Source organism: Subsaximicrobium wynnwilliamsii (assembly GCF_007997225.1).
GTDB classification, from domain to species: domain Bacteria; phylum Bacteroidota; class Bacteroidia; order Flavobacteriales; family Flavobacteriaceae; genus Psychroserpens; species Psychroserpens wynnwilliamsii.
Genome location: NZ_VORM01000014.1, coordinates 70572 through 97256 on the forward strand (window position 1 = coordinate 70572; position 26685 = coordinate 97256).

Sequence of the window (26685 nt, forward strand, 5' to 3'; positions counted from 1 at the left end):
AGCGTATGTTCTCTCTGGGTCTTCGCGGCCCAGCCTACCGGCAGGCAGGTTTGCGAGCAACTTCATCTTCATCTTCATCCTCATCCTCATCTTCAACTTCAAGTTCAAGTTCAAGTTCAAGAAAACTGATCATCCCAAAAACCTCCAACACCTCCTCAAAGGCTGCGAAAACAGCTGCTGGATCAGTTGATGCACTTAAAGTAATTGTTACAGTCGCGTCGGGTTTCTAAAGCGCTCTGCGGCCCAGCCTACCGGCAGGCAGGTTTGCGAGCAAATTCATCTTCATCTTCATCTTCAAGTTCAAGTTCAACTTCAATTTCAAGTTCAAGAAAACTGATAATCCCCAAAAACCTCCAACACCTCCTCAAAGGCTATGAAAACAGCTGCTGGATCAGTTGATGCACTTAAAGAAATTGGTACAGTCGCGTCGGGTTTCTAAAATACTCTGCGACTCTGCGCCCCAGCCTACCGGCAGGCAGGTTTGCGAGCAAATTCATCTTCATCTTCATCTTCATCTTCATCTTCAAGTTCAACTTCAACTTCAATTTCAAGTTCAAGAAAACTGATAATCCCCAAAAACCTCCAACACCTCATCAAAGGCTGCGAAAACAGCTTCTGGATCATCACTGGTTACCATTTTCATGCGGTAAGTTTTGAAATCTGGGATGCCCTTAAAGTAATTGGTATAGTGGCGTCGGGTTTCGAAAACTCCCAGTTTCTCGCCTTTCCAGGCAATGGACATTTCTAAGTGTCGGCGAGCAGCGTCCACACGTTCTGCCATGGAAATTGGTCCAAGGTGCTCTCCCGTTTTGAAGTAATGCTTCACTTGTTTGAAAAACCAAGGATTGCCAATGCTGGCACGACCTATCATACAACCATCAAGCCCAAAACCATCTCGCATGAGCATGGCTTTTTCTGGGGTATCCACATCGCCATTTCCAAAAACAGGAATGTGCATGCGCGGATTGTTCTTCACTTCGGCAATCGGCTTCCAATCGGCTTCGCCTTTATACATTTGGGCGCGGGTTCTTCCGTGGATGGAAATGGCCTTGCAACCCACATCCTGCAAACGTTCAGCAACCTCAAGGATTTTAATGGAATCGTGGTCCCAGCCTAATCTTGTTTTTACGGTCACTGGTAAGTTGGTGCGCTTAACCATTTCTGCAGTGAGGCGCTCCATAAGACAAACATCTTTCAAAATACCAGCCCCAGCACCTTTGCTCACAACCTTTTTAACCGGACAGCCAAAATTGATGTCGATGATATCGGGATTCGATTTTTCTACGATATCGATAGTTTGCAACATGCTTTCCATATTGGCGCCAAAGATCTGAATCCCAACAGGACGCTCTTTCTCATAGATATCTAGCTTCATCACACTTTTTGCGGCATCGCGAATGAGGCCTTCGCTGGAAATAAATTCTGTGTAAACCACATCGGCACCTTGTTCTTTGCAAAGTGCACGGAAGGGTGGATCGCTCACATCTTCCATAGGTGCCAAAAGCAATGGGAAATCCTTAAGTTCTATATCGCCTATCTTTATCAAGTGATTTATTTTTTTGCAAAATTAGGGATTTTTATCAAATAGACCTCACAGGTTTAGGAAACCTGTGAGTTTTAAGCAGTTTTGATTTTATTTTAAGTCATGATGTTTTTTACGGGTTTGTGATACCTCGGATTATTATGGTCAAACACACTTATCTTCAGCCAGTCTTTTGAGCACCCAAAGTCCGTAGAAACCCAGAAACAATTCTGCAACAGTGCCAAACACATAACCTGAAGTTGGGATGCCATCCATAAGGATGCTTATAATTCTGCCGAAACCCAATCCCAACATAAAAATCAAGTTCGTGATTACAGCGGTTTTGAGATACTGATTTTTAAAAACGCCCAAAATCCAAAGCGCTGAAAACCCCAAATACAAGCCCATAATGGCTTTGTAGAAATTATGCTCATCAATGGTTTCTAAAGACATATCAAAACTTAACCCTGGATTGAAACCATAGACAAAAGCGATAGGAACGACGATGCATGCCGAAATGATGAGGTGGATTTTGTTGATGAAATCTGTCTTGGTTTTCAATTTCTTATCTTAGACTGTTCAAATTATTTGATAATCTCACAAAACCCATGTATAAGCACTGCATAAATAACAATTGCTGTTCATTAAAACGGGATGCCTAAGGCAACAGCGATCGATTTTACATTTTAAAATTATTGATGTAGCCGAAGGAGTAATCAGGGCTGAGTAGAACGCCCTTTCAAAGAAATCCCGACAGCAACATTGGGAGCGATGGGATTAAAACTCTAATGCTGCTTCCACTTCTTCCTCGCCGCGTTTAACCACTACCTTGGTTTTATCGCCAGTATCAAAAGCACTCAATGCTCGCATGTAACTCATCATATCAGTTACCAAACTATCGCCTAATTTAACCACGACATCTCCTTTTTGAAGCCCTGCTTTTTGAGCGGGCTTATCTTCACTAATCCCATCGATGCGCATGCCTTTACCATCAAATAGATAATCGGGCACAACGCCTAAGGTTACTTTAAATCTTGGTACATCTTCACTTTCGTTTTTTGTTTTTCTGAAGGGCAATTTGCCATTATCGTCAAGGTCGGAGATGATGTCGAAAATATAGCCTGAAATCAAGGCCATGCCCTCGATATTCAATTTTTCGGTGTCGTCACCTGGCTTGTGGTAATCTTCATGCTGTCCTGTAAAAAAGTGCAGTACGGGAATATCGGCTAAATAAAAAGAGGTGTGGTCACTTGGCCCCACGCCAGATTCGTTTTCAATGATCTTGAAGTTGGCATTGTTTGCTTTGACGACCTGTTTTAAGATTGGCGACGTGCCCAAGCCATAAACCGCGAGCGTGTTGTTGTTTTTTAGTCGGCCCACCATATCCATGTTGATCATATAATTGGCATTTTGGAAATCTATCGTGGCATTCTTCGTGAAGTAATTAGAGCCCAAAAGTCCCATTTCTTCTCCAGAAAAGGCCATAAATAAATAGTTGTTTCCGGTATTTGCAGATTTTAATTTTTGAGCTAAATTGAGCATTACTGCAACGCCACTGGCATTGTCGTCTGCGCCATTATGGATTTGCTGCTCCTTATCCCTGTAAAGCGAGCCTTCAGCACCATAACCCAAATGGTCGTAATGTGCACCAATTATGATGGTGTTTTTGGCATTATTATCTAAAAAACCAATCACGTTGATTCCAGTGATTGTGCTATCGCCATCCTTCACGTTGTATTTTACCTCTTGATGCGGATCGGTTTTTGGCTTAAACAAAAACTGCTGAAAATAGCCATCTGTACCTTTTGCTTCAAGTCCCATAGTTTCGAAACGCATGGCAATATAATCGGCGGCTGCTTTTTCTCCTTTGGTTCCAGTTTGACGACCTTCCAATTTGTCATCTGCCAAAAAACTCACATCCTCTTTGATGCTTACTGGTTTTGATTTTTCTTCGGAATTGGGCTTGCAAGCGATTAAAACTGTTAGAAAAAGGATAAGTACTATGTTTTTCATGATGATATATCTTAATTTTGTTCAAATTTAATCAATAATTTAATCATTACGAGATCTCAAACATTAGAAGCGCCAAGCTTCTTTGAATTTAAATGCACATGAAATACGCCTACCTCCTAATCCTCTCAATCTTATTTTTTAACTGTAAAAACGAACCTAAAAATTCTTCTGAAGCAAAAAAAGATATTTCTGAAGTGGTTGAAAACACAGCATCCGATTCGCTGATCTATCCTGAGGAAAAACATTTTAAATCCATGCGACAAGTCACTTTTGGCGGCGACAATGCGGAGGCTTATTGGAGTTTTGATGACCAGCAATTGGTGTTTCAATCGAATAATAAGGATTGGGGCGTGAACTGTGACCAAATGTTTTTGATGGATCGCGACGACACGTTTAAAGATGGCAAGCCACCAATGATCAGTACTGGAATGGGACGAACCACCTGTGCCTATTTTTTACCAGACAATAAACATATTATTTATGCCTCCACGCATTTGGGTGATAAAGCCTGTCCAGATACGCCTTTGCGCAAGAATGGAAAATACATTTGGCCCATCTATGACAGCTATGACATTTTTGTAGCCGATTTGGAAGGCAACATCGTAAATCAATTAACCAATGAAGTTGGCTACGATGCAGAACCAACCGTATCTCCCAAAGGCGATAAAATTGTGTTTACCTCTACAAGAAGTGGCGATTTGGAACTCTATACCATGAATATTGATGGCAGTGATGTCAAACAAATTACCAATGAATTGGGCTATGATGGTGGGGCTTTCTTTTCTCCCGACGGCACAAAACTCATATTTAGATCGTCTCGTCCTAAAACCGAAAAGGAAATTAAAGACTACAAAGATTTGTTAGCGGAAGGCTTGGTGGAACCCACCGAAATGGAACTCTACATCTGTAATGCCGACGGAAGCGAAATGCGACAATTAACCTATTTGGGGAATGCCAACTGGAGTCCGTTTTTTCATCCCTCCGGAAATAAAATTCTGTTCTCCTCCAATTTTGAGGCCGAACGCGGCTTCCCGTTTAACTTATACTTGATTGATCTTGATGGAAAAAATCTGGAACGCGTCACGCATAGTGAAACCTTTGATGCCTTTCCGGTATTTTCAAACGATGGGAAGTATTTGGCATTCTCCTCTAACCGAAACAATGGCGGTGGTCGCGATACCAACCTCTTTATCGCCGAGTGGCAAGACTGAATTCTTGAGCATTTACCTTCGATTGGGTAGGGTTAGGAATCTGCTCCTTTTAGATGGTGTTTTGATGAAAGGAATTGCTAGGTAATAACGGCCTTAGCGCTTCCGAATTCAGGAGAACTTTATTTTTTTTAGGCGATTTTTTCCGTAGAAACACGTCTAACTATAGATTATAATTTTGCTACTTATCCAACCGCTTTAATTCTTCTAAATCGATACTGCGTTCGTTGGTCTCTAAACGGGTGTTACCAAATTTATATCTAAAGCCTACTTTTATATAGCGATTATCGATGTCCGATTTTCCAAAGCTAAATTGATTTTGATAGCGTACACGAGTCCTTATGTCCTGTGCGTTGAAAATATCGCCAACAGAAAGCGATACAACACCTTTTTTATCGAGAACACTCTTTACGACCGAGAGTTCTGAAAATAAGCGCTCATCAACCGTTTGAAATGCTTCTAAATGATTGCCATAATAGGTTAAAGATAATGTTGCACTCAAACTATTATCTTCTAAAAAGCTAATGCTGTTTTGGAGGATTGATAAGTTAGACCATTGATTTTGGTTGACAACGCCATTTCCAAAATCGGTTTCTTCCTCTAAGTTGAAAAAGGACGTGACCGCATATAAGTACCAGCGATCGGTCACGTTGAAATAGGTGGCAAAATCAAATCCAAACTCTATGGTTTTGTCAAAATTGACGTTGATGTATTCAATGATATTGGTGTTGTTATCTTGCCTGGGGATTTCAGAAATGGCGCCATCTAAATTTTTGTAATAGGCTTCTACTGTGAACATATTCAATAAACCAGCACCAACAACCACGTGATCGATAAAGGTGGGCACTAAATTTGGATTCCCAGAAACGACATAATTTTCATTTAAAAAGAATCGGAAGGGATTCAAATCGGCATAGCCAGGTCTTGAAATACTGCGTTTGTAGTTGGTATAAACGTTATAGTTGTCTGTTAGGTTGTATTGCACGCTTGCATTGGGAAACCACTCCAAATAATCCTGTATGTTTTCAATGCTGGTTGCTGCCGATACGCCTTCAATATTTGTTTGTTCTACTCTCAAACCAGTGCTGATGCTCCATTTATCAGTATTTAGGGAGTAATTGGCATAAGCGGCATAAATACGTTCGTCATAATCAAAGACATCGGAGTTTAACGTATTCAGGCTTTCGGCACCTGTGTTGAGGTTCACGTCAAATTGAGTGAGATCACTAACTGTTCTGGTACTGGCATATTTTACGCCGGTTTCAAAGCTTGATTTATCATTTAATGGCACATTATAATCCAATTTTGAGGTAAAGATTTCTGTATCCTGATTGGCGTTGGTATTAAAGGCAGAGGCATTGTCAAACGTGTTGTTACCGTCATAAAAATTACTCAACACGCCTTGGTTGCGTTCGTAATTATAGGTGGTAAAATGTGCATTGAACAGCAATTGGCCTTTACTGAGCCTGCGGTTAAAATTAAGATCGAAACCAAGATTGTACTTATCATCGCGCGAAAGGTTATCGGCAGTGAAGCGAGATAAAAAGTTGGCGTTTTCATCTGTAATAATGGTGTTATTATCAATGCTATATCTAAAATAGGGCAGGTAAAAAGTATTGGCAGAGAAGCTCAAAGTGTGAGTGTCGTCTATAAAATAGTCGAAGTTGGCATTTAGGCTGTGGGTTTCAGATTTGGTGTTTCGGTTTGTTCTTGATCGCCAGCTTTGGTCTAAGCTATTGGTGTCATCAAGGTAATTAACGGTATCGTCGCCATCGCGATTGATTTTATCTTTGGAATAATTATAGTTGATATTAAAACTTATTTTTTTATTCTTAAAAAAGTTGTTCGATCCAAAATCGTATCTCGGGAAAACGCCTTGTGTGTAGTTTGCGCTCAGGCTTCCGCGGTAACCGGCAATTAAATTTTTGCTCATTTTGATGTTGAGCACAACACCACTTGCTGCATCATAGCGCGCAGAGGGATTGGTAATCACTTCCACTGAGGTCACAGAATTTGCAGAGGAACCATCCAATAATTGATTCAAATCTGCTGAAGACAGATACACTTGTTTGTCATTTATGTAAATTGTTGGTGTTGCACTTTTAATGGTAATGGCATCATCAACCACCAGCACACCTGGTGTGTTTTTTAGCACGTCAAGCATTGAGCCCTCTACCAAAGCGGTATTTTGAACGTTAAAAATCAGTCGGTCTGCTTCTCGTATGAGGCTTGGTTTCTTGACCGTGATACTTACCTGATCCAAATTTTCTGAAGATTCTTGAAGCATTATTGGTTCAAGTTTTAAATCTTCCGTCAAGACAATGGTTTCTTGATGACCATCAAATCCAATAAAGCTCGCTTTGAGTATGTAGGTATTCTTCGGAAGGTTTTTCAGCATAAAAAAACCTTTATCATCTGTAGAAATGCCTTTAATTACGGTCTCAGCATCTTCAGAAACCAAAAAAACATTTGCAAATTCAATAGGCTGTCCATTGGTATCCAATACTGTGCCTGAGATGGAGTACTCCTGTGAGAAACAAAACAATGTGGCGGACAATGTGAGAAATAGAAAGTAGGTTTTCAAATGAAAAATGAATTTAGAATCGCAATATAAGGCATGTTTTTTAATTGTATTTACGGTTTTCCCGTAATTAGGAAAGTTTTTTCATAACTAAAATCGGTACACTTTGCTCGATAAATCAACTATATTTGCAAATCTTAATCCCGATGAATTAAGCCTTTATGAAACAAGCATGTTCAATATTTTAACACCCAACGGAATGATTAATAGCGAACCGCACCTGGCTGCGGGCAGGCAGGAGTGTCCATAAAGAAACAATAGATATAAGCACATGAAACATATTAGAAATTTTTGCATTATAGCACATATTGACCACGGCAAAAGCACTTTAGCCGACCGCTTGCTCGATTTTACAGGTACTGTGACAGAGCGCGAAAAGCAGGATCAGTTGTTGGACAGTATGGATTTGGAGCGAGAGCGTGGCATTACCATTAAATCGCACGCCATTCAAATGGAGTATGTTCATGAAGGGGTTAATTATACGCTCAATCTTATTGACACCCCGGGGCATGTTGATTTTTCTTATGAAGTTTCGCGGTCAATTGCTGCTTGTGAAGGCGCTTTACTTATTGTTGACGCCGCACAGAGCATACAGGCACAAACGATTTCCAATCTTTATTTGGCTTTGGAAAATGACTTGGAAATCATTCCCGTACTCAATAAAGTGGATTTGCCAAGTGCCAATCCCGAGGAAGTTACCGATGATATCGTTGATCTATTGGGCTGTAACCCCGAAGATGTCATTCATGCCAGCGGAAAGACTGGTTTTGGTGTTGATTTGATCTTGAAAGCAATCATAGATCGCATTCCGCCACCAAAAGGGAATATTGATGAACCTTTACAAGCCTTGATCTTTGATTCGGTTTACAATCCGTTTCGAGGTGTGGAGACCTACTTTAGAGTCATTAACGGGGTAATCAAAAAAAACCAACTCATCAAATTCATTGCCACTGGTAACACCTATGGTGCCGATGAAGTGGGCACTTTAAAGTTGAAACAATTTCCACGGAATGAAATTCGCGCGGGTGATGTGGGTTATGTAATCACGGGAATTAAGGAAGCCAAGGAAGTCAAGGTTGGTGATACCATTACCGATGCCAAAAACCCCACTCAAAATCCGATTTCGGGGTTTGAGGATGTGAAGCCCATGGTATTTGCAGGGATTTATCCCGTAGATACCGAAGATTATGAGGATTTGCGCTCTTCCATGGAAAAGCTACAACTCAACGATGCCTCTTTAGTGTTTCTGCCCGAAAGCTCAGCAGCCTTGGGATTTGGTTTTAGGTGTGGATTTCTTGGCATGTTGCATATGGAAATCATACAAGAACGCTTGGAAAGAGAGTTTGATATGACCGTTATCACAACGGTACCTAACGTTTCCTACCATGCCTTTACCCATAAAAATCCAGAAGAGATTGTTATTGTCAATAACCCAACCGATTTACCAGATCCCTCTACTTTAAATCGTGTTGAAGAGCCTTATATCAAGGCGACCATCATTACAAAAGCCGATTTTGTGGGCAATGTGATGTCGCTATGTATTGAAAAACGCGGTGTGATTACCAACCAAACGTATTTGACCACCGAGCGTGTGGAGCTTACTTTTGATATGCCTTTGGCTGAGATCGTTTTTGATTTTTATGATAGACTTAAAACAGTCTCCAAAGGCTATGCGTCTTTTGATTATTCGCCAATAGGCCTGCGCGCTTCAAAACTGGTGCGTGTGGATATTTTGCTGAATGCTCAACCCGTTGATGCTTTGTCTGCCTTGATTCATTTTGACAACGCCTATCACATTGGTAAAAAGATGTGTGAAAAGCTGAAGGAATTGATTCCGCGACAACAATTTGACATTCCTATCCAAGCAGCCATTGGCGCCAAGATTATTTCCCGTGAAACCATTAAGGCTTTGCGAAAAGATGTTACCGCCAAATGTTACGGTGGAGATATTTCACGTAAACGTAAGTTATTGGAGAAGCAGAAAAAAGGAAAGAAACGGATGCGCCAAGTGGGTAATGTAGAGATTCCTCAGGAAGCCTTTATGGCAGTCTTGAAGCTCAACGACTAAATTCCTGCGCACCTGCCTACCGATGGGTAGGAGCACAGGAATCCCATGCTACTTGCAGAAATTTGATTTTGAGTAACGATTCTTCAGCGCCAGTTTTGCGTAATTAAATACCAATCAAAGGTCGGTTGAAGGCATCAAAAATCGAAGGATAGACCTTTTAGGTTTTTAGAAATTCAATTCCTGCGAAAGCAGGAATCCCATGCCAGGAGCAAAGCATCTGATTTAAAGTATTAATTCTTCAGCATAAAATAAGGGTAGCGCATTTGAAAGCCTAGACCTCAGGAACCTCTTCGTTTTTCAGTTCCTCAACATCAAAGGGTTTGCCGATATAAACCAATTTCCAACCGGTTTCGATAGCTTCGTCCTTTTTGTGAAAAGAAGATATGATATGAAGTTCACCATCGGCGTCTTTTAGAAATAAAGGGATGATATCCTTGTCATTTTCTGTGATTTCCACTAAGCTAGAGTAGTGTGCAGCATCCCTTAGATCAATTTCTTGAATGGAAGGGTATTTTCTGGTGACTTCAGATAGTCTTATATAATCATCAGTGCGAGAGAATAAGCCCTCCTTTGGATAATTGTTGGAATCGTTCATCTCATCACTGGTAACCAACCTAAAAGATCCGTTTTCACCAAACTGTTTTCCAAAACGGCTGATGGCATATTTATTAATATCGGAGTTGGCGGTCATTGCCATGATGTACCCAACGTCATTCAATTCGATATTATCATCCAAATTATCTGAGTAAATATTGGTGTTCAATGCTTCAAGTCCTAAATCTCTAGCCTTGGCGATGTTGGTTTGGTTGCTATCAATAAGCACAACGTGTCTGCCATTGATTTCCAGATAATGTCCTAACAATCTGGATACTTTTGAAGCGCCAACAATTAAAATACCATTGGACTTATCTAAAAACACGCCCACAATTTTGGCAAACAGTCGGGCAGTGGTAGCGTTTAATAGTACTGTGCCTAAAACAATAACGAATACTAAAGGCGTAATGTATTCTGCATCCACAACGCCAATTTTAGCTAATTTAAGTCCGAAAAGGGAAGCAATCCCTGCCGCGACAATACCTCGGGGTCCGACCCAACTAATAAACAATTTTTCATTTAGCTGGAGTTTAGATCCATGAGTACTCAAAAACACGCCAAGAGGACGTATTACAAAAACAATGACGGCAAATAGAATTGCGGTTTTCCAATTATAAATGAGCAGTAACTCCTCATAATTGATGTTGGCAGCCAATAAGATGAACAAAATAGATATGAGCAACACACTCAGGGACTCTTTGAAATACAAGATGTCTTTCAAATAAGGCGATCCAGAATTGCCTAGTACCATACCCATGACCACAACCGCCAATAGTCCAGATTCGTGTGCAAAAACATCAGATAGCACAAAAACCCCTAAAACCGCAGCAAGGGAGAATACATTCATCAAATAGTGAGGCACTAATTTCTTATTAAGGATGAAATTTAGGGCATGGGCAAAGCCGAATCCAAAGGCAGAGCCAAAAAGCACAATTTTCCCGAACTCAACCAAAGCGGTCTTGGTAAATTCACTACCAGCATCCACACTTATAAACTCATACACCAGTACCGCAACTAAGGCACCAATGGGGTCAATCAATATTCCTTCCCATTTTAGTACTGCCGAAACGTCTTTCTTCAAAGGAATGTTTCTTAAAATAGGCGTGATCACGGTAGGTCCCGTGACTATGATCAATCCTGAAAACAAAAAGGAAATTTCCCAAGAAAGTTCGAAAATAAAATAGGCCGCTACCGCAGCGCCAAAAAATGTCACAACAGAACCAATGGTAATCAATTTTGTAATTACTGGACCAACATTCTTGATCTCGCCAAGTTTTAGTGTGAGTCCACCCTCAAATAATATAATTCCAATCGCAAGGGACACGAAATAAAACAAGCTCTCGCCAGGGAACAGGCCTTTACCAGGGGAAAGAACTCCAGATTCATTCATTATAGGCTCATTCCAAATAGGTTCAATCCATTTGGTGCCATCATCAGAAAGAAATTCCGCGGAGATTGGCCCTACCAAAAGACCTATCAAAATCAAAGGTAGAATGGCAGGAATCTTGAGTTTCCAGGCAACCCATTGTGCTAATATTCCCAGTATGATTATTCCCGCTAATTCTATCATATGTCTTTTTTGATGCGCCAAAGATAATTGAAACGAGATATAAACATTGAGAAATGTGCTAAAAATAGAATTGGAACCTTGATTGAGTTAGAAATGATTGACCATTGTTAATCAAAATATGGTTTTTTTTAATTGTGATGAAGTTGAAGCGTATAGAGGTTTCTACCTCCTAAGGGCAAGCGAAATCGATATGACCTATTCGCAGTGGTAAATGATGACCTATCGATGGTTGTTCTCGGTTGGCTTTGACAAAAAAAAGGAAATGTTGAAATTCACAAAATCATCCAACTCGCCATCGTTGGATTTTACCATGCGATTTATAAAATTAGGCAGAAATCTCGTTTTCAAACCCGATTCCTTTGCTGTGATGTTCATTTATTCAATTGGAAATGGTATGTTTCGACTTGTTTAAAATGTTAATTATTAAAAAGTTAGAAATGTGTCAAAGTTTATAATATTGATTGTTTTGGTATCACGGCAAAGTGGATGATCTCTAATCCTGTTCGGTTTTTTCCTTATCTTCGGAAATGTAATACAGTCGTTTCAGGCTTTTCTTCAGCAAGGTAAATCGGTAAACGCCAATAAGGAAAAATATGGCACTGAAGCCCAAAGATAAAAACGCCAAAAATTTGAAATCGGCAAAGTCCTTTAACTGAAACAACCCAATCCCGCCCAACAGTAGGTATAATGACGATCTAATGTAAGACAATAGTGTACGTTCGTTGGCCAATCGCGTACGTTCAATCGCCAAGTAGTCCCTTAAAATCACTTCTTCATCTGGTTTGAAATCACGGCCAAACCTAAGCAATCTCATATTCTGTATCTTAAGCGGCGCTTTTGAAATGCGTTTCATGGGTATTAAATTTTAGCAACTTCATAAAAATAGGGTATTTTGATTGAGCGTTCAAAGATAAAACCCGCAAAAAAAATGTTAAAACTGCGCTAATTAAATCGTCGCTGCAAGCGTTTTGTTCATTGCTTTTAGTATTTTGCATGACGATAAATGTAATCTTAATATGCAATTATATCCCATTAACGCTGGTAATTTTAAATTGGACGGTGGTGCAATGTTTGGTGTAGTCCCCAAATCACTTTGGAACAAAACCAACCCTGCCGATGCCAATAATATGATTGATATCGCAGCACGTTGTTTGTTGATTGAGGATGGTGATCGTCTAATTTTGATCGATACAGGGATGGGTAACAAGCAAAGCGATAAATTTTTTGGCTATTACTATCTTTGGGGCAATGATAGCATCGATAACTCACTCAAAGCACATGGTTTTCACAGGGACGATATTACCGATGTGTTTATGACGCATCTTCATTTTGACCACTGTGGTGGCGGTATCCAATGGAATAAAGATAGAACGGGTTACGAGCCCGCATTCAAAAATGCACGTTTTTGGAGCAACCAAGACCATTGGGATTGGGCGACACATCCCAATAATCGTGAAAAAGCATCCTTCCTTGAGGAAAATATTCTGCCAATTGAACAAAGTGGCCAATTACAATATACAGCACTTCCAGAAAACGACTTTTTAAAGGATTCCAAATTGGGTTTTGATATTTTCTTTGCCAATGGGCATACCGATAAGCAAATGATCCCAATGATTGAATATAAGGATAAGACTATTTGTTTTATGGCCGATTTGCTCCCAACAGTAGGGCATTTGCCACTTCCCTTTGTCATGGGATATGACACCAGACCTTTGTTGACTCTTGATGAAAAGCAAAAATTTCTAAACCTTGCAGCAGATCAAAATTATTACCTATTTTTGGAACATGATGCACATAACGAGATCATTACTGTAGAACACACTGAAAAAGGTGTTCGATTAAAAGAGACTTACACTACAAATGCTATTTTTAACTAAAATCAATTAAGAACTTAGCATGTTGAAAGCCTTATCGCCTAACGGGATGATTAATAGCGAACAGCATCTGCCTGCCGGTAGGTGTGATAATTAAAAACACTAAATATAAACACATGAAACACATTTTTAAACCTTTCATTTACTCAATTTTTGCTGCATCGATACTATTTGCTTGTGGTGGTGGATCCAGTTTCGTTTCAACGCCTATTGAAAATATTGACACCTCTCCAATCAAGGAGAAAGAATTAACCACAACCGAGCTCAATAGCTGGTCACACTTAGATCTGGCTAAAGATACCATCCCAGGGATGAGTGTGGATAGGGCCTATTCAGAACTCATTAAAAACAAAAAGGGTAAAACTGTTATTGTGGCTATCGTAGATTCTGGCGTTGATATTGATCACGAAGATTTAAATGGCGTTATCTGGACCAACAAAGACGAAACTCCAAACAATGGAAAAGATGATGATAATAATGGTTACGTAGATGACATTCACGGATGGAATTTCTTAGGTGATGGTTATGACGAGCAATTGGAGTACGTGCGCTTAATTGCTGCAGGGGATAAAAATGCACCAAGATATGATGAAGCAGAAGCCTTATACAACAGCGAGTACCAAAAATGGTTGGGTAGAAAAACCCAATACGATCAAATCTACCAACAAATCACAGTTGCAAATGATGTGTTGACTAAGCATTTTGGTAAATCAGACTACACCAAGGCAGAAGTGGCGGCCATTAAAAGCGATGATGAAGAATTGATGCAAGCTGTACAAGTAGCACAATTTATTTATGGCAATAACATGGATTCCATGGCCATTGCCATTGAAGAGATCAAAGGTGGCGTGGAGAGCATCAATGACCGTCTCAATGCTGATTTGAATAAGGATTTGAAAGGGCGTAAAACTGGAGATGATCCTAATGATTTTGATGATAAGCCAGGTTATGGCAACAACAACCCAAGACCTTCCACCAAGTCTGAAAGTCACGGGACTCATGTCGCAGGTATCGTAGCTGCAGAGCGTAACAATGGGAAGGGTATGAATGGTATCGCCAGCAATGTTGAAATTATGGCCGTGCGTACCGTGCCTAATGGTGATGAGTATGACAAGGATGTTGCAAAGGCGATAAGATATGCGGTAGACAATGGCGCTAAGGTGATCAACGGTAGTTTTGGTAAATCCTTTTCACCACATAGTGATTGGGTAAGGGATGCCATAAAATATGCTGCAGAAAATGACGTGCTTTTTGTTCACGCTGCGGGTAACGATAGTGACGATATAGATGTTGCATCCAACTATCCAAATGATGCGATTGGTACAGGACCAGAAATTTCAGATAATGTGATTACTGTGGGAGCGCTCGCGCCAAACTACGGGTCTAGCATGGTGTCAAGCTTCTCCAATTACGGCTTGGTAAATGTAGATGTGTTTGCTCCTGGAACTGATATTTATTCTACAATGCCAGAAAACGAGTATGATCTCAATAGTGGTACTTCCATGGCAGCGCCAAATGTGGCTGGTGTTGCAGCGATGATTCGTTCTCAGTTTCCAAGTTTAAATGCATCACAGGTCAAAAAGGCCATTTTGGATTCAGGATTACCAATCCAAGCGGAAGTGGTTATTGGCAAGGATAAGGAATCAAAGTCATTATCCGAAATCTCTAAAACAGGTCGCATCGTTAACGCTTATAATGCTTTGATCTTAGCCGCTAAAATGGCAAATTAAAAAACCTAAACCTAAATCTAAATTAAACAAAACCTAAAACACACTAAATGAAATTATTCAGTATTAGTATATTGGGTGTTCTTTGTACGCTTTTCTCTTCGGAATTGATGGCGCAAAGCCCAAAAATGGAATACAAAACAAACGGCTATTGGCAACAACAGGCCGATTATTCCATGGAGATTGACATGAATGTCAATACCTATCAATATAAAGGAAAGCAACAAATTGAATACACCAACAATTCACCCGATGTTTTGGATCGTGTCTATTACCACTTATTTTTCAACGCCTTTCAGCCAGATAGTGAAATGGATGCAAGGCTTAATAGCATTCCTGATCCTGATGGTCGAATGGTCAATAACTTGGGCACTAAGGAAAATCCAAATTATGAGAGTCGTATCTCCATCCTAAAACCAAATGAAATTGGCTATATCAAAGTCAACTCCCTTCAGCAAAATGGTAGACCCGTAAAATTTACGATCGATGGTACCATCATGATTGTAGATTTGAATACCCCCATCGCGTCTGGCGCTTCTGTTGATTTTGACATGGTTTTTGATGGGCAGGTGCCTTTACAAGTGCGACGTGCAGGACGCAACAGTGATGAAGGTGTTGCACTCTCCATGTCACAATGGTATCCTAAAATGGCAGAGTATGATGATGAGGGCTGGCATGCCGATCCCTATATAGGTCGAGAGTTCTATGGCGTTTGGGGTAATTTTGACGTCAAGATTACCATCGATAAAGACTACATGATCGGTGGTACTGGTTATTTGCAAAACCCAGATGAAATTGGCTTTGGATATAGCGAGAATAGCGTTAAAAAACAAAAAAGCAAGAATTTGACCTGGCATTTTGTAGCACCTAATGTTCACGATTTCACTTGGGCAGCAGATCCAGATTTTGTGCACGACACCATGCAGGTTCCCGATGGACCTTTGCTTCACTTTTTATATAAAAAATCGCTTGATAAGCCGTTTTTGGACTCCTGGAAAAAGCTTCAGCCAAAAACTGTGGCCTTGATGCAATATTTTAGTGAGCATATTGGAGAATACCCTTATGAGCAGTACTCGGTCATTCAAGGAGGCGATGGCGGCATGGAATATGCCATGTGCACCTTGATCACTGGAGAACGTAGTTTTGGTAGCTTGGTTGGTGTTACTGCCCATGAATTGGCCCACACTTGGTTCCAGTTTTTATTGGCGACCAACGAGTCCAAACACGAGTGGATGGATGAAGGGTTTACCACATACATTTCCTCTTTGGCCATGAATGAGATCATGGATCCCAAAAAAGACAATCCATTGGCAAGTGCTTACAGTGGCTATTCTTACCTAGCAACCTCTGGTTATGAGCAGCCTTTGACAACACATGCCGACCGCTACAATGTCAACCAAGCGTATGGCATCTCGGCCTATAGTAAAGGCGCGGTGTTTATTGCACAATTGGCATATGTGATTGGTGATGATAATTTGAGGAAAACCATCAAAAAGTACTATAACGATTTTGCTTTTAAACATCCCAAGCCAGCCGATTTTATACGCACGGCAGAACATGTGTCTAAACTGGAATTGGATTGGTACCTAACCGATTTTGGCCAGACGACCAACATCATCGATTATGGAGTAAAAAGTGTGGACGGTAAAACGATCACTTTAGAGCGTTTGGGCAATATGCCAATGCCTATAGACCTTGAGGTGAGTTATACAGATGGTTCTACGCAAAGTTATTACATCCCTCTGCGCATGATGCGAGGTGGCAAGCCCACGTTGGCAACCACTATTGATAATTGGGCATGGGCCTATCCAACTTATAGCTTTGCTGCAGCAAGCACAGTGAAGTCGGTTCAAATTAATCCAACAGGCATGATGGCAGATGTAAATGATACCAATAACGTGTTTCCTAATACTGCGGAAGGTCAATAAACAACCTTTAAAAGAATAATAGTAAGAAGCTCTCAATTACGATTGAGGGCTTTTTTCATTTCAATACGGAAGGTTTCTAACCAAACGGAATCGTCTCTTTTCTAGAGCTTGGATGTTTTGAAGGCTGAGTCTTTTGAATGCGTTCACGACGCCACTGAAATTTTAAAGCGGCAGAAGGGCAACGATTGATTTGTTTAACGATGAGGTCTGTAGAGGCAGCATCTAGGTCTATCCATGGGATGACCGAGTTTCTAAAAACAGCAGATAACTCTTTAGCGCAGCGCTCGGCATTGACACACTGGCTCGGGTTGTAGGTCACAGTAATGTCTGCATTACTGAAAACGTTGGGAATGGTTTTCATAAGTAGGTCATTTCGGGGTTTGCAGCAAATTCAATCTGTTCGTATTAGAGTTTGAAAAGATCATAATTTCGATTAAATGTATAAAATAATCGGCGAAACACCAAAATTCAGTGAATATTTGTTTTTTTTACGTGGTTATGTTCAGAAACTGCTATTGATACTTTAACTCATGTATTATTTTGAAAGCGGCCTGTGCTGAGCGCAGTAGGAGTAAGGGGTATTATTGCTTTACGGTATGTCATGATTATTTAAAACTGACTAATAGGCATCCTCAAATTCTGAAGTGAAATGGAACTTGATATTGGGATACTTCTGCTGCGTCATTTGCAGTGAAAATGGTGAATCGGCCAAAAACACCAATTGATCTTGTTTATCTTTCGCCAAAAAGCGTTGCTTTACCCTCAAAAACTCCAGAAATTCCTCACTTTTAGAATCTTTTGCCTCTACCCAGCAGGCTTTATGCACGTTGAGGTTTTCATAGGTGCATTTGGCGCCATATTCGTGTTCCAATCGGTATTGTATTACTTCATATTGCAGGGCTCCAACGGTTCCAATTACTTTTCTTCCGTTAAGTTCCAAGGTGAATAACTGTGCGACACCTTCATCCATCAATTGATCAATGCCTTTGTTGAGTTGCTTCGATTTCATTGGGTCGGCATTGTTGATGTATCTAAAATGCTCGGGAGAAAAACTTGGTACGCCTTTATAATTGATGGTTTCGCCTTCCGTTAAAGTATCACCAATCTTAAAGTTGCCGGTATCATGAAGTCCAACGATATCACCAGGATAGGAGATATCAACGATTTCCTTCTTTTCGGCAAAAAAAGCATTCGGACTAGAGAACTTCATTTTCTTGTCATTTCTAACATGGAGGTAAGGCGTGTTTCGCTTAAACTCGCCAGATACGATTTTCACAAAAGCCAAACGGTCTCTGTGGTTGGGATCCATATTGGCATGGATTTTAAAGACGAAGCCGGTAAACTCCTTCTCATCAGGATTCACCAGGCGCTCTTCACTTCTTTTAGGTCTTGGCTTTGGTGCAATTTCCACAAAGCAATCCAAGAGTTCGCGCACCCCAAAATTGTTCAATGCCGAGCCAAAGAAAACCGGTTGTTGCTCGCTTTTAAGATATGCCTCTCTATTGAACTTTGGATAAATACCTTCTACCAATTCTATTTCCTCACGTAGGGTCTTTGCAGCTTTTGTTCCGAGGAGCGTGTCCAATTTTTCAGACTTAAGATCTGAAATCTCAATGGTTTCTTCTATATTTTTGCGGCTACTGCCACTAAACAAGTTGATGTTCTGCTCCCAAAGATTGTAAATGCCCTTAAAATCGTAACCCATGCCAATTGGGAAACTTAAAGGCACGACGTTGAGACCTAATTTCTGTTCGATTTCATCCAAAAGGTCAAAAGCATCTTTCCCCTCGCGGTCCATTTTATTGATGAATACGATCATTGGGATATTACGCATACGGCAAACCTCTACCAATTTTTCGGTTTGCTGCTCCACACCTTTGGCGACATCAATAACCACGATCACACTATCAACAGCGGTTAGCGTTCTAAAAGTGTCTTCAGCAAAATCCTTGTGACCAGGGGTGTCAAGAATATTGATCTTAATACCGTCATATTCGAAAGCCAAGACCGATGTGGCCACACTAATACCACGCTGGCGTTCAATCTCCATAAAGTCACTGGTAGCGCCTTTCTTGATCTTGTTGCTTTTTACAGCGCCCGCTTCTTGAATGGCACCGCCAAACAACAGTAATTTTTCGGTCAAAGTGGTTTTTCCGGCATCTGGGTGAGAGATGATCCCGAAGGTACGACGTCTATTGATTTCTGATTTAAAACTCATTTTTTAGATAAAATAGACTGCAAAAGTAGTTATTTTATGTGCATTCGCGATATGGATGCTTAGGTTTACTTTATAACAAAACGTTAAAAGCGGCTATTTTTGATCGAGTGCCATAAATTCTAGCGTTAATGTAAAAATTAGTTGGTATTTTTGCTAGCTATGACAGAAGAACGTGTAATTTTAGTAAACGAGCAGGACGAACAGATTGGCACCATGCCTAAAATGGAAGCCCATGAAAAAGCCATGTTGCATCGTGCCTTTTCGGTATTTGTATTCAACGAGCGAAAGGAATTGATGATTCAACAGCGTGCAAAACATAAATACCATTCACCCTTATTATGGACCAACACTTGCTGCAGCCACCAACGTGTGGGAGAGCGCAATGTGGAGGCAGGGAAACGAAGACTGATGGAAGAAATGGGTTTTGTGACTGATTTGACTGAAAGCATTTCATTTATCTACAAGGCGCCTTTTGATAATGGCCTAACCGAACACGAGTTTGACCACATCATGATTGGCACGTTCAACGATGAGCCTAAAATTAACCCAGATGAGGTTGAAGCTTGGAAATGGATGGATCTGGAAAGTCTAAAAACAGATATGAAAACGAACCCAAAGCAGTATACGGCTTGGTTCAAGATTATTTTTGATAAATTTTACGATCACATAAATATAACCGAATCATGAAGGTAACCGTTAGTAGAAAAGCCCATTTCAATGCAGCCCATCGTTTGTATCGCGAGGATTGGAGCTTTGAAAAAAATGATGCTGTCTTTGGAAAATGCAACAATCCCAATTTTCATGGCCACAACTATGAGCTAGTGGTGCATGTCACTGGGGAAATTGATCCTGAAACCGGTTTTGTGATGGATATGAAAGTGCTTAAAGATCTCATAAAAGCTGAAATTGAAGATGCATTTGATCATAAAAACCTCAATGTGGAGGTGCCAGAATTTAAGGAACTCAACCCAACTGCTGAAAACATTGCAGTGGTTATTTATCAAAAACTGAAACCGAAGTTAGAGGCTTCCGTTGATTTGGAAATCACCTTGTACGAAACACCTCGTAACTTTGTTAGTTATTCAGGTAACTAGTACACTCATAATTTTCAAAATGCATTCGCATCCATGACACCAGCTTTGTATCCTATAAAATTCGAACCTATTTTAAAAGAAAAAATCTGGGGAGGTAAGAAGTTAAAGCGTATTCTACACAAGAAAAGTGATCGCCCCAATGTTGGTGAGAGCTGGGAAATAAGTGATGTGGATGGTGATGTGTCTGTGGTGGCTAATGGAATGCTTAAAGGCCAATCTCTCAAACAATTGCTCCAAGATCATGGAAAAGAGATTTTGGGCGAGCACAATTTCAAAACATTCGGTACAAAATTTCCTTTGCTCATAAAATTCATTGATGCCAAGGCCGATTTATCCATACAATTGCATCCCAATGATGAATTGGCTGCTAAACGTCATAATTCTTTCGGAAAGACCGAGATGTGGTACGTCATGCAAGCCGATCAAGATGCTAAGTTAATTGTGGGATTCAATCAAGAGATGAATCAAGCGCTTTATCTGAAGCATTTGAAGAACAATACTTTGATCGATATTTTGAATGTTGATCCCGTAAAAACAGGCGACAGTTATTTTATTGATGTGGGGCGTGTGCATGCCATTGGAAGTGGTGTATTGTTGGCCGAAATACAGCAAACCAGTGATATTACCTATCGTGTCTATGATTGGGACCGTGTGGATGATCAAGGGAACGCGCGTGAGCTTCACAATGATTTGGCAATTGATGCTTTTGATTTTGACATGCCAGATGATTTTAGGCTAAGTTATGCTTCCGAAGCCAACAAAAGCAATGATATGGTAAGCTGCGCTTACTTCAAGACTAGTTTTGTGCATGTGACGCAAACCCTTCCGAAGCAAAACGACAAAGATTCTTTTTTCATTTACATTTGTGTGGAAGGTGAGGCGCAGATTGTGTCAAATCAAGGCACCGAAACGATTAAATCTGGGGAAACACTATTTTTACCTGCAGCTATAAAACAATACCAACTGGTATCAAAAAACGCAAAATTGCTAGAGGTTTACGTTTAACTTAAAACGCTGTTGTTTTGATTTCTAATTCGATTTTTCAAACGTTGATACGAATGAAATGCCTATTTTTGTCAAAAATTTTAAATATTTTATACAATGGCAAATGTTAGAGACCTAAAAAAAGACATCAATTTTGTTTTAGGCGATATTATAGAAGCGGTTTACGTTTGGGAATACAACAATACCGATAAGGGTACCAAAGAAAGCGAAGCCATCATAAGCGAGGCTATTGCCACATTTGATGAGTTAATCGCAAAAGTAAACGCTAAGAATGTGGAAGATAATAAAGCACATTTTAAATCCATTCGACAAGAATTGGAAACTAAAGGTCGCGAGCTTATTGAAAAGATCAATAAATTGGGCTAAGTCTAAGCTAAAATGACACAAAAAAAATCCCGAATGCAATGGCGTTCGGGATTTTTTTATGAAATGGGCAATCGTTTAAGCCTGTGTTTTCTCATCTATGCTTTCTTTGAGCATCACGCCATATTTGGAGTTTTTGATGTTATCATCTAAAGCGTCGTAAATTTGTTTTAGAAATTTGACACTTGTATTTGGGATCTCTGAAATCGCGAGGTACGGCGCCAGCTCGCTATCTTTATGATTTATTGCAAAATTGATGGTGTAGAGATACTTTCGTTTTAAGAGCCCGTCAAAGTCTTTTTGAAGCTGATTGGTTTTTGCAGAATCCTGTGCCATTTGCGATTCCAAACGCTCTTTCAGCATGTCTAAATTCTTGTCATTGAATTTGGACATCATCAAGAGATACTCATCCAAAAGCGCTTGCTGTTTTGAACCTTTGACCTTGGCGTTGTAATTAAAGTTTTTTAAGGTAGAATTGATTTCGGTAACGCCTTTGTCGGCAAAAAACACAACAGTACCATCTTCATCATCATTTTTATCTAAGGTAAGAAACAATATTTCTGGTTCTTCAAGTGTGGCGTGCAGCTCAAAGCTAGAGTTTCCGTTGATCTCTAAGGAATCCAGAGTGACCAAAACCGAATCTTGCTGTCTTTTCAAAAACACGGTGCCTTTTTTTAAGTCTTCAATACTGCCTTTTAAAGTAAAATCTTTTGGCTGTTCATTTCCGCAGGAAAACAAGACGAGTGTGATTAAAATTGCTGCAAATCTTTTCATGGTATCTTTTATAAATTGGGTGCGCAAATATCCTATAAAAAACATAGAAATTCAGCATGTCGGTGAAAAACATTTACAAGTTCTTATTGAATGGATTCTTTATTTGGTTTGAGTTTTTAGCTTGGTCATGATTTCCAATTGTTGTGGAAGCGCGTAGTGCTTTAAAATCTAAATGAAACAGGTAGGTTATTTGCTTTTCAGTTACAATGATGTCCATGCAGGCCAAAAGATTGGATCTTGTGTTTAAGAGTGACCGTTAATGATCCCAGTCGAAGTGAGCGTTCTTAGGTCTTGGCAAAGAACCATTAACTCACAGCAGCCAACTGCATCAAAATGGTACAGCCAATTGCAGCGACCGTCCCTACAGCATAACCAAATACTGCCAATAAAACGCCAACCGTTGCCAGGGAGGGATGAAAGGCAGCAGCTACAATGGGAGCAGAGGCTGCACCACCAACATTGGCTTGGCTGCCAACAGCCAGAAAGAAGTAAGGAGCCTTTATCAGTTTTGCCATACCAATAAGCGATAAGGCATGTATGCTCATCCAAACCACGCCAATTGCGATAAGACCAACATTGTCAAAAATTAGTTTTAAATCCATTTTCATGCCGATGGTAGCCACTAAAATGTAGATAAATACGCTTCCATATTTACTCGCGCCTGCACCTTCCATATTTTTTGCTTTGGTAAAGGAAAGTACGATGGCAATAATCGTGGCAATACTAATCATCCAAAAGAATTCAGAATCGAGGAAGGTAAAAATGTTCCTGGTTGTTTGGGAGGTAATTCCTGAGACCACCTTTTTGAAGAATGGTGCTAAGAAATTAGCGCATAGATGTGCAATACTCACTGTACCGAAGGCGATGGCAGCAATGATCATTAAGTCGGTAAGTGTGGGATTTCGTTTTACGTTTTCTGAAAATTCAGACATTCTTTTCTTTAAGGCTTCAATCGAAGCGGTATCGGCTTTCAACCATTTGTTGATGCGATCTCGTTTGCCAATGCCTATTAAAATGATGGCCATCCAAATGTTGGCAACCACAATATCAACGAATACCATTCCGCCATATTTAGCTTGGTTGTAACCGTAAATTTCCAGCATTGCGGTTTGGTTGGCGCCACCACCAATCCAACTTCCCGCGAGTGTTGAAAGACCGCGCCAAACGGCGTCTGGACCAACACCTCCAACAGTATCTGGCGACACTGATGATATAAGCAAGATAGCTATGGGGCCGCCAATGACAATACCTATGGTGCCTGTGAAAAACATGACCAAAGCTTTCCAGCCTAGATTGAAAACACCTTTTAGGTCAATGCTAAGTGTCATCAACACGAGCGCTGCTGGTAACAAGTAGCGACTTGCCATATAATAAAGACTGGTCTTGTTTTTTATGATTTCGCCACTCTCAGAAACCGTTTCCCATTCTGGAGCAATCAATCCCGAGGTCGTTAAAATCGCAGGAATCATATAAGCCATGAACAAACCAGGAACGATCTTGTAAAATTTTGGCCAAAACCCTGTTTTGATGGATTCGGTAAAAAACACAAACCCCAAGGACAACATGAGCAGCCCAAAAATTATCGTATCATCTGTAAAAATTGGCGAGTTGTCCATCTAATGCATAGTTTAGTGCTGCAAAATACCAAAATAAAGGCGCATAAAAAAGCGACTGTTTCTATGAGTCGCTTTGATCTGTTTTTTTTGACTTGGGTAACCGGTTATTTTCTTTAAGATATTGCATAAGCATCCATTCGATTTGTCCGTTGGTGCTTCTAAACTCGTCTGAAGCCCACTTTTCAATCGCTTTTAGCATGTCTTCATTGACACGCAGTGCAAATGCTTTCTTTTTGGCCATTTTTATTTTTTTATAAACGCAGCAATCGCATCAACTAATGCTGATGACAACGGAAAATCGGGTTTGGTATAAGAAATAAAATTATCATAATCATCGACGATGGTTTTGAGCACATGATTCATATCCTTAATGATGACCAATTTTGAGTTGGGCTGGGCTTTGTGAAGTGTTTCGGCATCTACCACAGCGACTTGTAGATCCTTATCTCCATTTAAAATCAGTATTGGCATTTCTAATTTTTTTAGTTCTTCGGAAGGATCGTAGGCCATCCAAGAAGCCATAAAGGGCTGAGTGGGTTTGTTAAAGAGTACCATTAAATTGGGATCTACTTTAGCAATGCTTCCAGTGTCTTGGAGTTCCTTGAAGTGTGAAACCACTAAATTGGCAAGGGAGTCTCCATTTCTTGCGCGCACTTGTTCTATGAGCGCTTTATCAATGGATGTGCTCGGGCCTGCAATTGAGATATACTTGTCTACATGCTCATGATTTGCCAACATAGCCACCAATGAGCCTTGACTATGCCCGATGAGGGTAATGGACGAAAATCGGGTATCATCCATAAAATGAGCGATGGCCAAATTCACATCTTCAGTAAAGGCATAAAAACGCATATCTTTCATCATAAAAGGGACGTTTGAAGCTGTTGCAGAGCGCTTATCATACCTATAAAAGGCAATGTTTTTAGACACCAAACTGTCACTAAGCTGTTTGATGTAATTGGCACTAGAGGGCGCTCCAGCTTGATTGCCATTGCGATCTACATTACCTGAGCCATGTACAAAAATGACCAACGGTTGTTTTGTTTCCCCAGTATGAAACGTGAGCGTTCCAGGCAATTGGATGCTATCATTGCTAATCAAAATTTCTTCGGAAATGATCTCGCTTTGAGACATCCCAAAATGGATGAAGCAAAACATAAATAGCAACAGCAAATACAGTCTTTTTCGCTTCAAAACATAAGTTGCTGTGCACATCAATGTAAGTGCCGGTTTTTTCTCTAAAAGACAATTAAATGGCTTTAAGGACATTTCTATTTCAGGCCTGTTTGTTTTCATTTTGAAGGCTTTGACCATGGCATTTATAATAAAATAAATTTTAAATCTGAAACTGCTAGCAAAGCTTGGGTTCCCCAATGTGATGAGATAAGCATTGGGATTCACAATTGATCGTCTAATGACTAATGACTCAAGGTGCCCGTGTTAAGAACAGGTGAGGCCTCTTTATCACCACATAAAATGACCATAAGGTTGCTAACCATGGCCGCTTTTCGCTCGTCGTCTAAGTGTACAATTTGTTTTTTGCTTAATTCGTCTAAAGCCATTTCCACCATGCTTACCGCACCTTCTACAATTTTATGTCTTGCTGCAACAATGGCGGTTGCTTGCTGGCGTTTAAGCATGGCATTGGCAATTTCGTTGGCGTAGGCCAAATAACCAATTCTGGCTTCCAATACTTCAATGCCTGCTATGGTAAGGCGCTCATCTATTTCTTTTTCCAATGCTTCACTTACCTCATTTACACTAGACCTTAGGGTAATATCTTCGTCTAAACCTTCATCTGCAAAATTATCGTAAGGATACATACTGGCCAATTTTCTAACCGCAGCATCGGTTTGTACGTGAACAAAATCATTATAATTATCCACATCAAAAGCTGCTTTATAGGTGTTTTTGACGCGCCAAACTAAAATTGTACTGATCATGATGGGGTTACCTAATTTGTCATTGACCTTCAAGCGTTCGCTGTCAAAATTGCTGGCACGCAATGAGATTTTTTTCTTGGTGTAAAATGGATTTACCCAATAAAACCCGTTTTGTTTTACAGAGCCCACGTATTCTCCAAAAAGCAATAATACGCGTGATCCATTTGGTTGCACCATGATAAATCCGGGTGCTATCACTAGAGCGCTAATTGTGGCAATTACAAAAAAGGGACTCTCGAGCATGATCATGGCTGCAATACTTCCGAAGAATAAAAGAAGATTCACTGTTAGCATGAGGTAGCCATTGGCTGGTACGATGATTTTTTCTGCTTTCATGGAAAGGATGGATTGGTTGTTAAGTCAAAATGATATTATTTTGATATCATAAAGATATATGAAATATTTTTTAAATACAAATCAGTTTTGGCACAGGATTTGATTTAAGCTGGGTAACAATGATCATGGAGATGCTTACCGAGGAGTGATTACCTCAATTGGCGGAGTGACATTGACATTTTGGTTGGTTAGTGAAAAAGCGTCTCATACTTGAGGCGCTTTTTTAATGTGTGCTAATTTTTAATGTGCCA

Annotated in this window: 23 protein-coding genes; 9 read left to right on the top strand and 14 right to left on the bottom strand. The window is 40.2% G+C overall.

Annotated elements, in window-relative coordinates:
* Positions 1 to 553: 553 nt before the first annotated feature.
* The 3 genes from dusB to ESY88_RS12535 form a co-directional block, all read right to left on the bottom strand.
* Positions 554 to 1546: a tRNA dihydrouridine synthase DusB gene (gene dusB / locus ESY88_RS12525; RefSeq protein WP_147087007.1), complete on the bottom strand. Its 993-nt coding sequence runs from the start codon at positions 1544 to 1546 to the stop codon at positions 554 to 556.
* A gap of 141 nt (positions 1547 to 1687) precedes the next feature.
* Positions 1688 to 2083 (bottom strand): DUF4345 domain-containing protein, encoded by a 396-nt coding sequence (locus tag ESY88_RS12530; RefSeq protein WP_147087008.1) that lies wholly within the window; start codon positions 2081 to 2083, stop codon positions 1688 to 1690.
* 216 nt (positions 2084 to 2299) lie between these two features.
* Positions 2300 to 3535 (bottom strand): M28 family peptidase, encoded by a 1236-nt coding sequence (locus ESY88_RS12535; RefSeq protein WP_147087009.1) that lies wholly within the window; start codon positions 3533 to 3535, stop codon positions 2300 to 2302.
* Positions 3536 to 3633: 98 nt separating this feature from the next.
* Between ESY88_RS12535 and ESY88_RS12540 the strand changes: the two genes are divergently transcribed.
* The gene (locus tag ESY88_RS12540; protein ID WP_147087010.1) at positions 3634 to 4746 is read left to right on the top strand and encodes a TolB family protein; all 1113 of its coding nucleotides are present in this window, start codon (positions 3634 to 3636) and stop codon (positions 4744 to 4746) included.
* 178 nt (positions 4747 to 4924) lie between these two features.
* On the opposite strand, the gene ESY88_RS12545 is transcribed toward ESY88_RS12540, so the two are convergent.
* Positions 4925 to 7327, bottom strand: a complete 2403-nt coding sequence (locus tag ESY88_RS12545; RefSeq protein ID WP_223270815.1) for a TonB-dependent receptor domain-containing protein — start codon at positions 7325 to 7327, stop codon at positions 4925 to 4927.
* Positions 7328 to 7595: 268 nt separating this feature from the next.
* On the opposite strand from ESY88_RS12545, the gene lepA reads away from it, so the two are divergent.
* Entirely contained in the window at positions 7596 to 9392 is a 1797-nt protein-coding gene (gene lepA / locus ESY88_RS12550; RefSeq protein ID WP_147087012.1) for a translation elongation factor 4, read from the top strand.
* A 271-nt stretch (positions 9393 to 9663) separates the two neighbouring features.
* On the opposite strand, the gene ESY88_RS12555 is transcribed toward lepA, so the two are convergent.
* The 3 genes from ESY88_RS12555 to ESY88_RS12560 form a co-directional block, all read right to left on the bottom strand.
* The gene (locus tag ESY88_RS12555; RefSeq protein ID WP_147087013.1) at positions 9664 to 11556 is read right to left on the bottom strand and encodes a cation:proton antiporter; all 1893 of its coding nucleotides are present in this window, start codon (positions 11554 to 11556) and stop codon (positions 9664 to 9666) included.
* A 219-nt stretch (positions 11557 to 11775) separates the two neighbouring features.
* Positions 11776 to 11931 carry a hypothetical protein gene (locus ESY88_RS21080; RefSeq protein WP_189702601.1) on the bottom strand — a complete coding sequence of 52 codons (156 nt, stop codon included), beginning with the start codon at positions 11929 to 11931 and terminating at the stop codon, positions 11776 to 11778.
* Positions 11932 to 12049: 118 nt separating this feature from the next.
* Positions 12050 to 12409 carry a DUF202 domain-containing protein gene (locus ESY88_RS12560; RefSeq protein ID WP_317128682.1) on the bottom strand — a complete coding sequence of 120 codons (360 nt, stop codon included), beginning with the start codon at positions 12407 to 12409 and terminating at the stop codon, positions 12050 to 12052.
* Positions 12410 to 12572: 163 nt separating this feature from the next.
* Here ESY88_RS12560 and ESY88_RS12565 point away from each other — a divergent pair, with 163 nt between their 5' ends.
* The 3 genes from ESY88_RS12565 to ESY88_RS12575 all read left to right on the top strand — a co-directional run bounded on the left by ESY88_RS12565 (position 12573) and on the right by ESY88_RS12575 (position 17085).
* A complete protein-coding gene (locus ESY88_RS12565; RefSeq protein WP_147087014.1) occupies positions 12573 to 13433 on the top strand; it encodes an MBL fold metallo-hydrolase in 861 nt (286 codons plus the stop codon).
* A gap of 113 nt (positions 13434 to 13546) precedes the next feature.
* Positions 13547 to 15160: a S8 family peptidase gene (locus ESY88_RS12570; RefSeq protein ID WP_147087015.1), complete on the top strand. Its 1614-nt coding sequence runs from the start codon at positions 13547 to 13549 to the stop codon at positions 15158 to 15160.
* A 47-nt stretch (positions 15161 to 15207) separates the two neighbouring features.
* Positions 15208 to 17085 carry a M1 family metallopeptidase gene (locus ESY88_RS12575; RefSeq protein ID WP_147087016.1) on the top strand — a complete coding sequence of 626 codons (1878 nt, stop codon included), beginning with the start codon at positions 15208 to 15210 and terminating at the stop codon, positions 17083 to 17085.
* Between the two features lie 76 nt (positions 17086 to 17161).
* Here ESY88_RS12575 and ESY88_RS12580 read toward each other — a convergent pair whose 3' ends face one another.
* Together ESY88_RS12580 and ESY88_RS12585 are read right to left on the bottom strand one after the other, a co-directional pair.
* Positions 17162 to 17446: a (4Fe-4S)-binding protein gene (locus ESY88_RS12580; protein WP_147087017.1), complete on the bottom strand. Its 285-nt coding sequence runs from the start codon at positions 17444 to 17446 to the stop codon at positions 17162 to 17164.
* Positions 17447 to 17704: 258 nt separating this feature from the next.
* The gene (locus tag ESY88_RS12585; RefSeq protein WP_147087018.1) at positions 17705 to 19303 is read right to left on the bottom strand and encodes a peptide chain release factor 3; all 1599 of its coding nucleotides are present in this window, start codon (positions 19301 to 19303) and stop codon (positions 17705 to 17707) included.
* Between the two features lie 159 nt (positions 19304 to 19462).
* Between ESY88_RS12585 and idi the strand changes: the two genes are divergently transcribed.
* The 4 genes from idi to ESY88_RS12605 all read left to right on the top strand — a co-directional run bounded on the left by idi (position 19463) and on the right by ESY88_RS12605 (position 21768).
* Complete coding sequence (gene idi / locus ESY88_RS12590; protein WP_147087019.1) at positions 19463 to 19990, top strand: isopentenyl-diphosphate Delta-isomerase; 528 nt, start codon at positions 19463 to 19465, stop codon at positions 19988 to 19990.
* On the top strand, positions 19987 to 20397 hold the full coding sequence (locus ESY88_RS12595) for a 6-pyruvoyl trahydropterin synthase family protein (RefSeq protein WP_147087020.1): 411 nt from the start codon (positions 19987 to 19989) through the stop codon (positions 20395 to 20397). Before idi ends, ESY88_RS12595 begins: the two co-directional genes overlap by 4 nt.
* A gap of 33 nt (positions 20398 to 20430) precedes the next feature.
* On the top strand, positions 20431 to 21402 hold the full coding sequence (locus ESY88_RS12600) for a type I phosphomannose isomerase catalytic subunit (RefSeq protein WP_147087021.1): 972 nt from the start codon (positions 20431 to 20433) through the stop codon (positions 21400 to 21402).
* A gap of 96 nt (positions 21403 to 21498) precedes the next feature.
* Complete coding sequence (locus ESY88_RS12605; protein WP_147087022.1) at positions 21499 to 21768, top strand: hypothetical protein; 270 nt, start codon at positions 21499 to 21501, stop codon at positions 21766 to 21768.
* A 75-nt stretch (positions 21769 to 21843) separates the two neighbouring features.
* Here ESY88_RS12605 and ESY88_RS12610 read toward each other — a convergent pair whose 3' ends face one another.
* The 5 genes from ESY88_RS12610 to ESY88_RS12630 all read right to left on the bottom strand — a co-directional run bounded on the left by ESY88_RS12610 (position 21844) and on the right by ESY88_RS12630 (position 26434).
* Positions 21844 to 22539 carry a DUF4369 domain-containing protein gene (locus ESY88_RS12610; RefSeq protein ID WP_147087023.1) on the bottom strand — a complete coding sequence of 232 codons (696 nt, stop codon included), beginning with the start codon at positions 22537 to 22539 and terminating at the stop codon, positions 21844 to 21846.
* A gap of 305 nt (positions 22540 to 22844) precedes the next feature.
* Positions 22845 to 24155 carry a DUF819 family protein gene (locus ESY88_RS12615; RefSeq protein ID WP_147087024.1) on the bottom strand — a complete coding sequence of 437 codons (1311 nt, stop codon included), beginning with the start codon at positions 24153 to 24155 and terminating at the stop codon, positions 22845 to 22847.
* 61 nt (positions 24156 to 24216) lie between these two features.
* Complete coding sequence (locus ESY88_RS12620) at positions 24217 to 24396, bottom strand: Arc family DNA binding domain-containing protein (RefSeq protein ID WP_147087025.1); 180 nt, start codon at positions 24394 to 24396, stop codon at positions 24217 to 24219.
* A 2-nt stretch (positions 24397 to 24398) separates the two neighbouring features.
* Positions 24399 to 25451 carry an alpha/beta hydrolase gene (locus tag ESY88_RS12625; protein ID WP_223270816.1) on the bottom strand — a complete coding sequence of 351 codons (1053 nt, stop codon included), beginning with the start codon at positions 25449 to 25451 and terminating at the stop codon, positions 24399 to 24401.
* Positions 25452 to 25573: 122 nt separating this feature from the next.
* On the bottom strand, positions 25574 to 26434 hold the full coding sequence (locus ESY88_RS12630; protein WP_147087026.1) for an SPFH domain-containing protein: 861 nt from the start codon (positions 26432 to 26434) through the stop codon (positions 25574 to 25576).
* Between the last annotated feature and the right edge of the window lie 251 nt (positions 26435 to 26685).

Coding starts and splice junctions, on each gene's coding strand:
- idi (WP_147087019.1), top strand. CDS start 19,463: ATGACAGAAGAACGTGTAATTTTAGTAAACGAGCAGGACGAACAGATT.
- ESY88_RS12560 (WP_317128682.1), bottom strand. CDS start 12,409: ATGAAACGCATTTCAAAAGCGCCGCTTAAGATACAGAATATGAGATTG.
- ESY88_RS12625 (WP_223270816.1), bottom strand. CDS start 25,451: ATGAAAACAAACAGGCCTGAAATAGAAATGTCCTTAAAGCCATTTAAT.
- ESY88_RS12575 (WP_147087016.1), top strand. CDS start 15,208: ATGAAATTATTCAGTATTAGTATATTGGGTGTTCTTTGTACGCTTTTC.
- ESY88_RS12595 (WP_147087020.1), top strand. CDS start 19,987: ATGAAGGTAACCGTTAGTAGAAAAGCCCATTTCAATGCAGCCCATCGT.
- ESY88_RS12555 (WP_147087013.1), bottom strand. CDS start 11,556: ATGATAGAATTAGCGGGAATAATCATACTGGGAATATTAGCACAATGG.
- ESY88_RS12605 (WP_147087022.1), top strand. CDS start 21,499: ATGGCAAATGTTAGAGACCTAAAAAAAGACATCAATTTTGTTTTAGGC.
- ESY88_RS12535 (WP_147087009.1), bottom strand. CDS start 3,535: ATGAAAAACATAGTACTTATCCTTTTTCTAACAGTTTTAATCGCTTGC.
- ESY88_RS12585 (WP_147087018.1), bottom strand. CDS start 19,303: ATGAGTTTTAAATCAGAAATCAATAGACGTCGTACCTTCGGGATCATC.
- ESY88_RS12630 (WP_147087026.1), bottom strand. CDS start 26,434: ATGAAAGCAGAAAAAATCATCGTACCAGCCAATGGCTACCTCATGCTA.
- lepA (WP_147087012.1), top strand. CDS start 7,596: ATGAAACATATTAGAAATTTTTGCATTATAGCACATATTGACCACGGC.
- ESY88_RS21080 (WP_189702601.1), bottom strand. CDS start 11,931: ATGAACATCACAGCAAAGGAATCGGGTTTGAAAACGAGATTTCTGCCT.
- ESY88_RS12610 (WP_147087023.1), bottom strand. CDS start 22,539: ATGAAAAGATTTGCAGCAATTTTAATCACACTCGTCTTGTTTTCCTGC.
- ESY88_RS12600 (WP_147087021.1), top strand. CDS start 20,431: ATGACACCAGCTTTGTATCCTATAAAATTCGAACCTATTTTAAAAGAA.
- ESY88_RS12620 (WP_147087025.1), bottom strand. CDS start 24,396: ATGGCCAAAAAGAAAGCATTTGCACTGCGTGTCAATGAAGACATGCTA.
- ESY88_RS12540 (WP_147087010.1), top strand. CDS start 3,634: ATGAAATACGCCTACCTCCTAATCCTCTCAATCTTATTTTTTAACTGT.
- ESY88_RS12570 (WP_147087015.1), top strand. CDS start 13,547: ATGAAACACATTTTTAAACCTTTCATTTACTCAATTTTTGCTGCATCG.
- ESY88_RS12565 (WP_147087014.1), top strand. CDS start 12,573: ATGCAATTATATCCCATTAACGCTGGTAATTTTAAATTGGACGGTGGT.
- ESY88_RS12580 (WP_147087017.1), bottom strand. CDS start 17,446: ATGAAAACCATTCCCAACGTTTTCAGTAATGCAGACATTACTGTGACC.
- ESY88_RS12615 (WP_147087024.1), bottom strand. CDS start 24,155: ATGGACAACTCGCCAATTTTTACAGATGATACGATAATTTTTGGGCTG.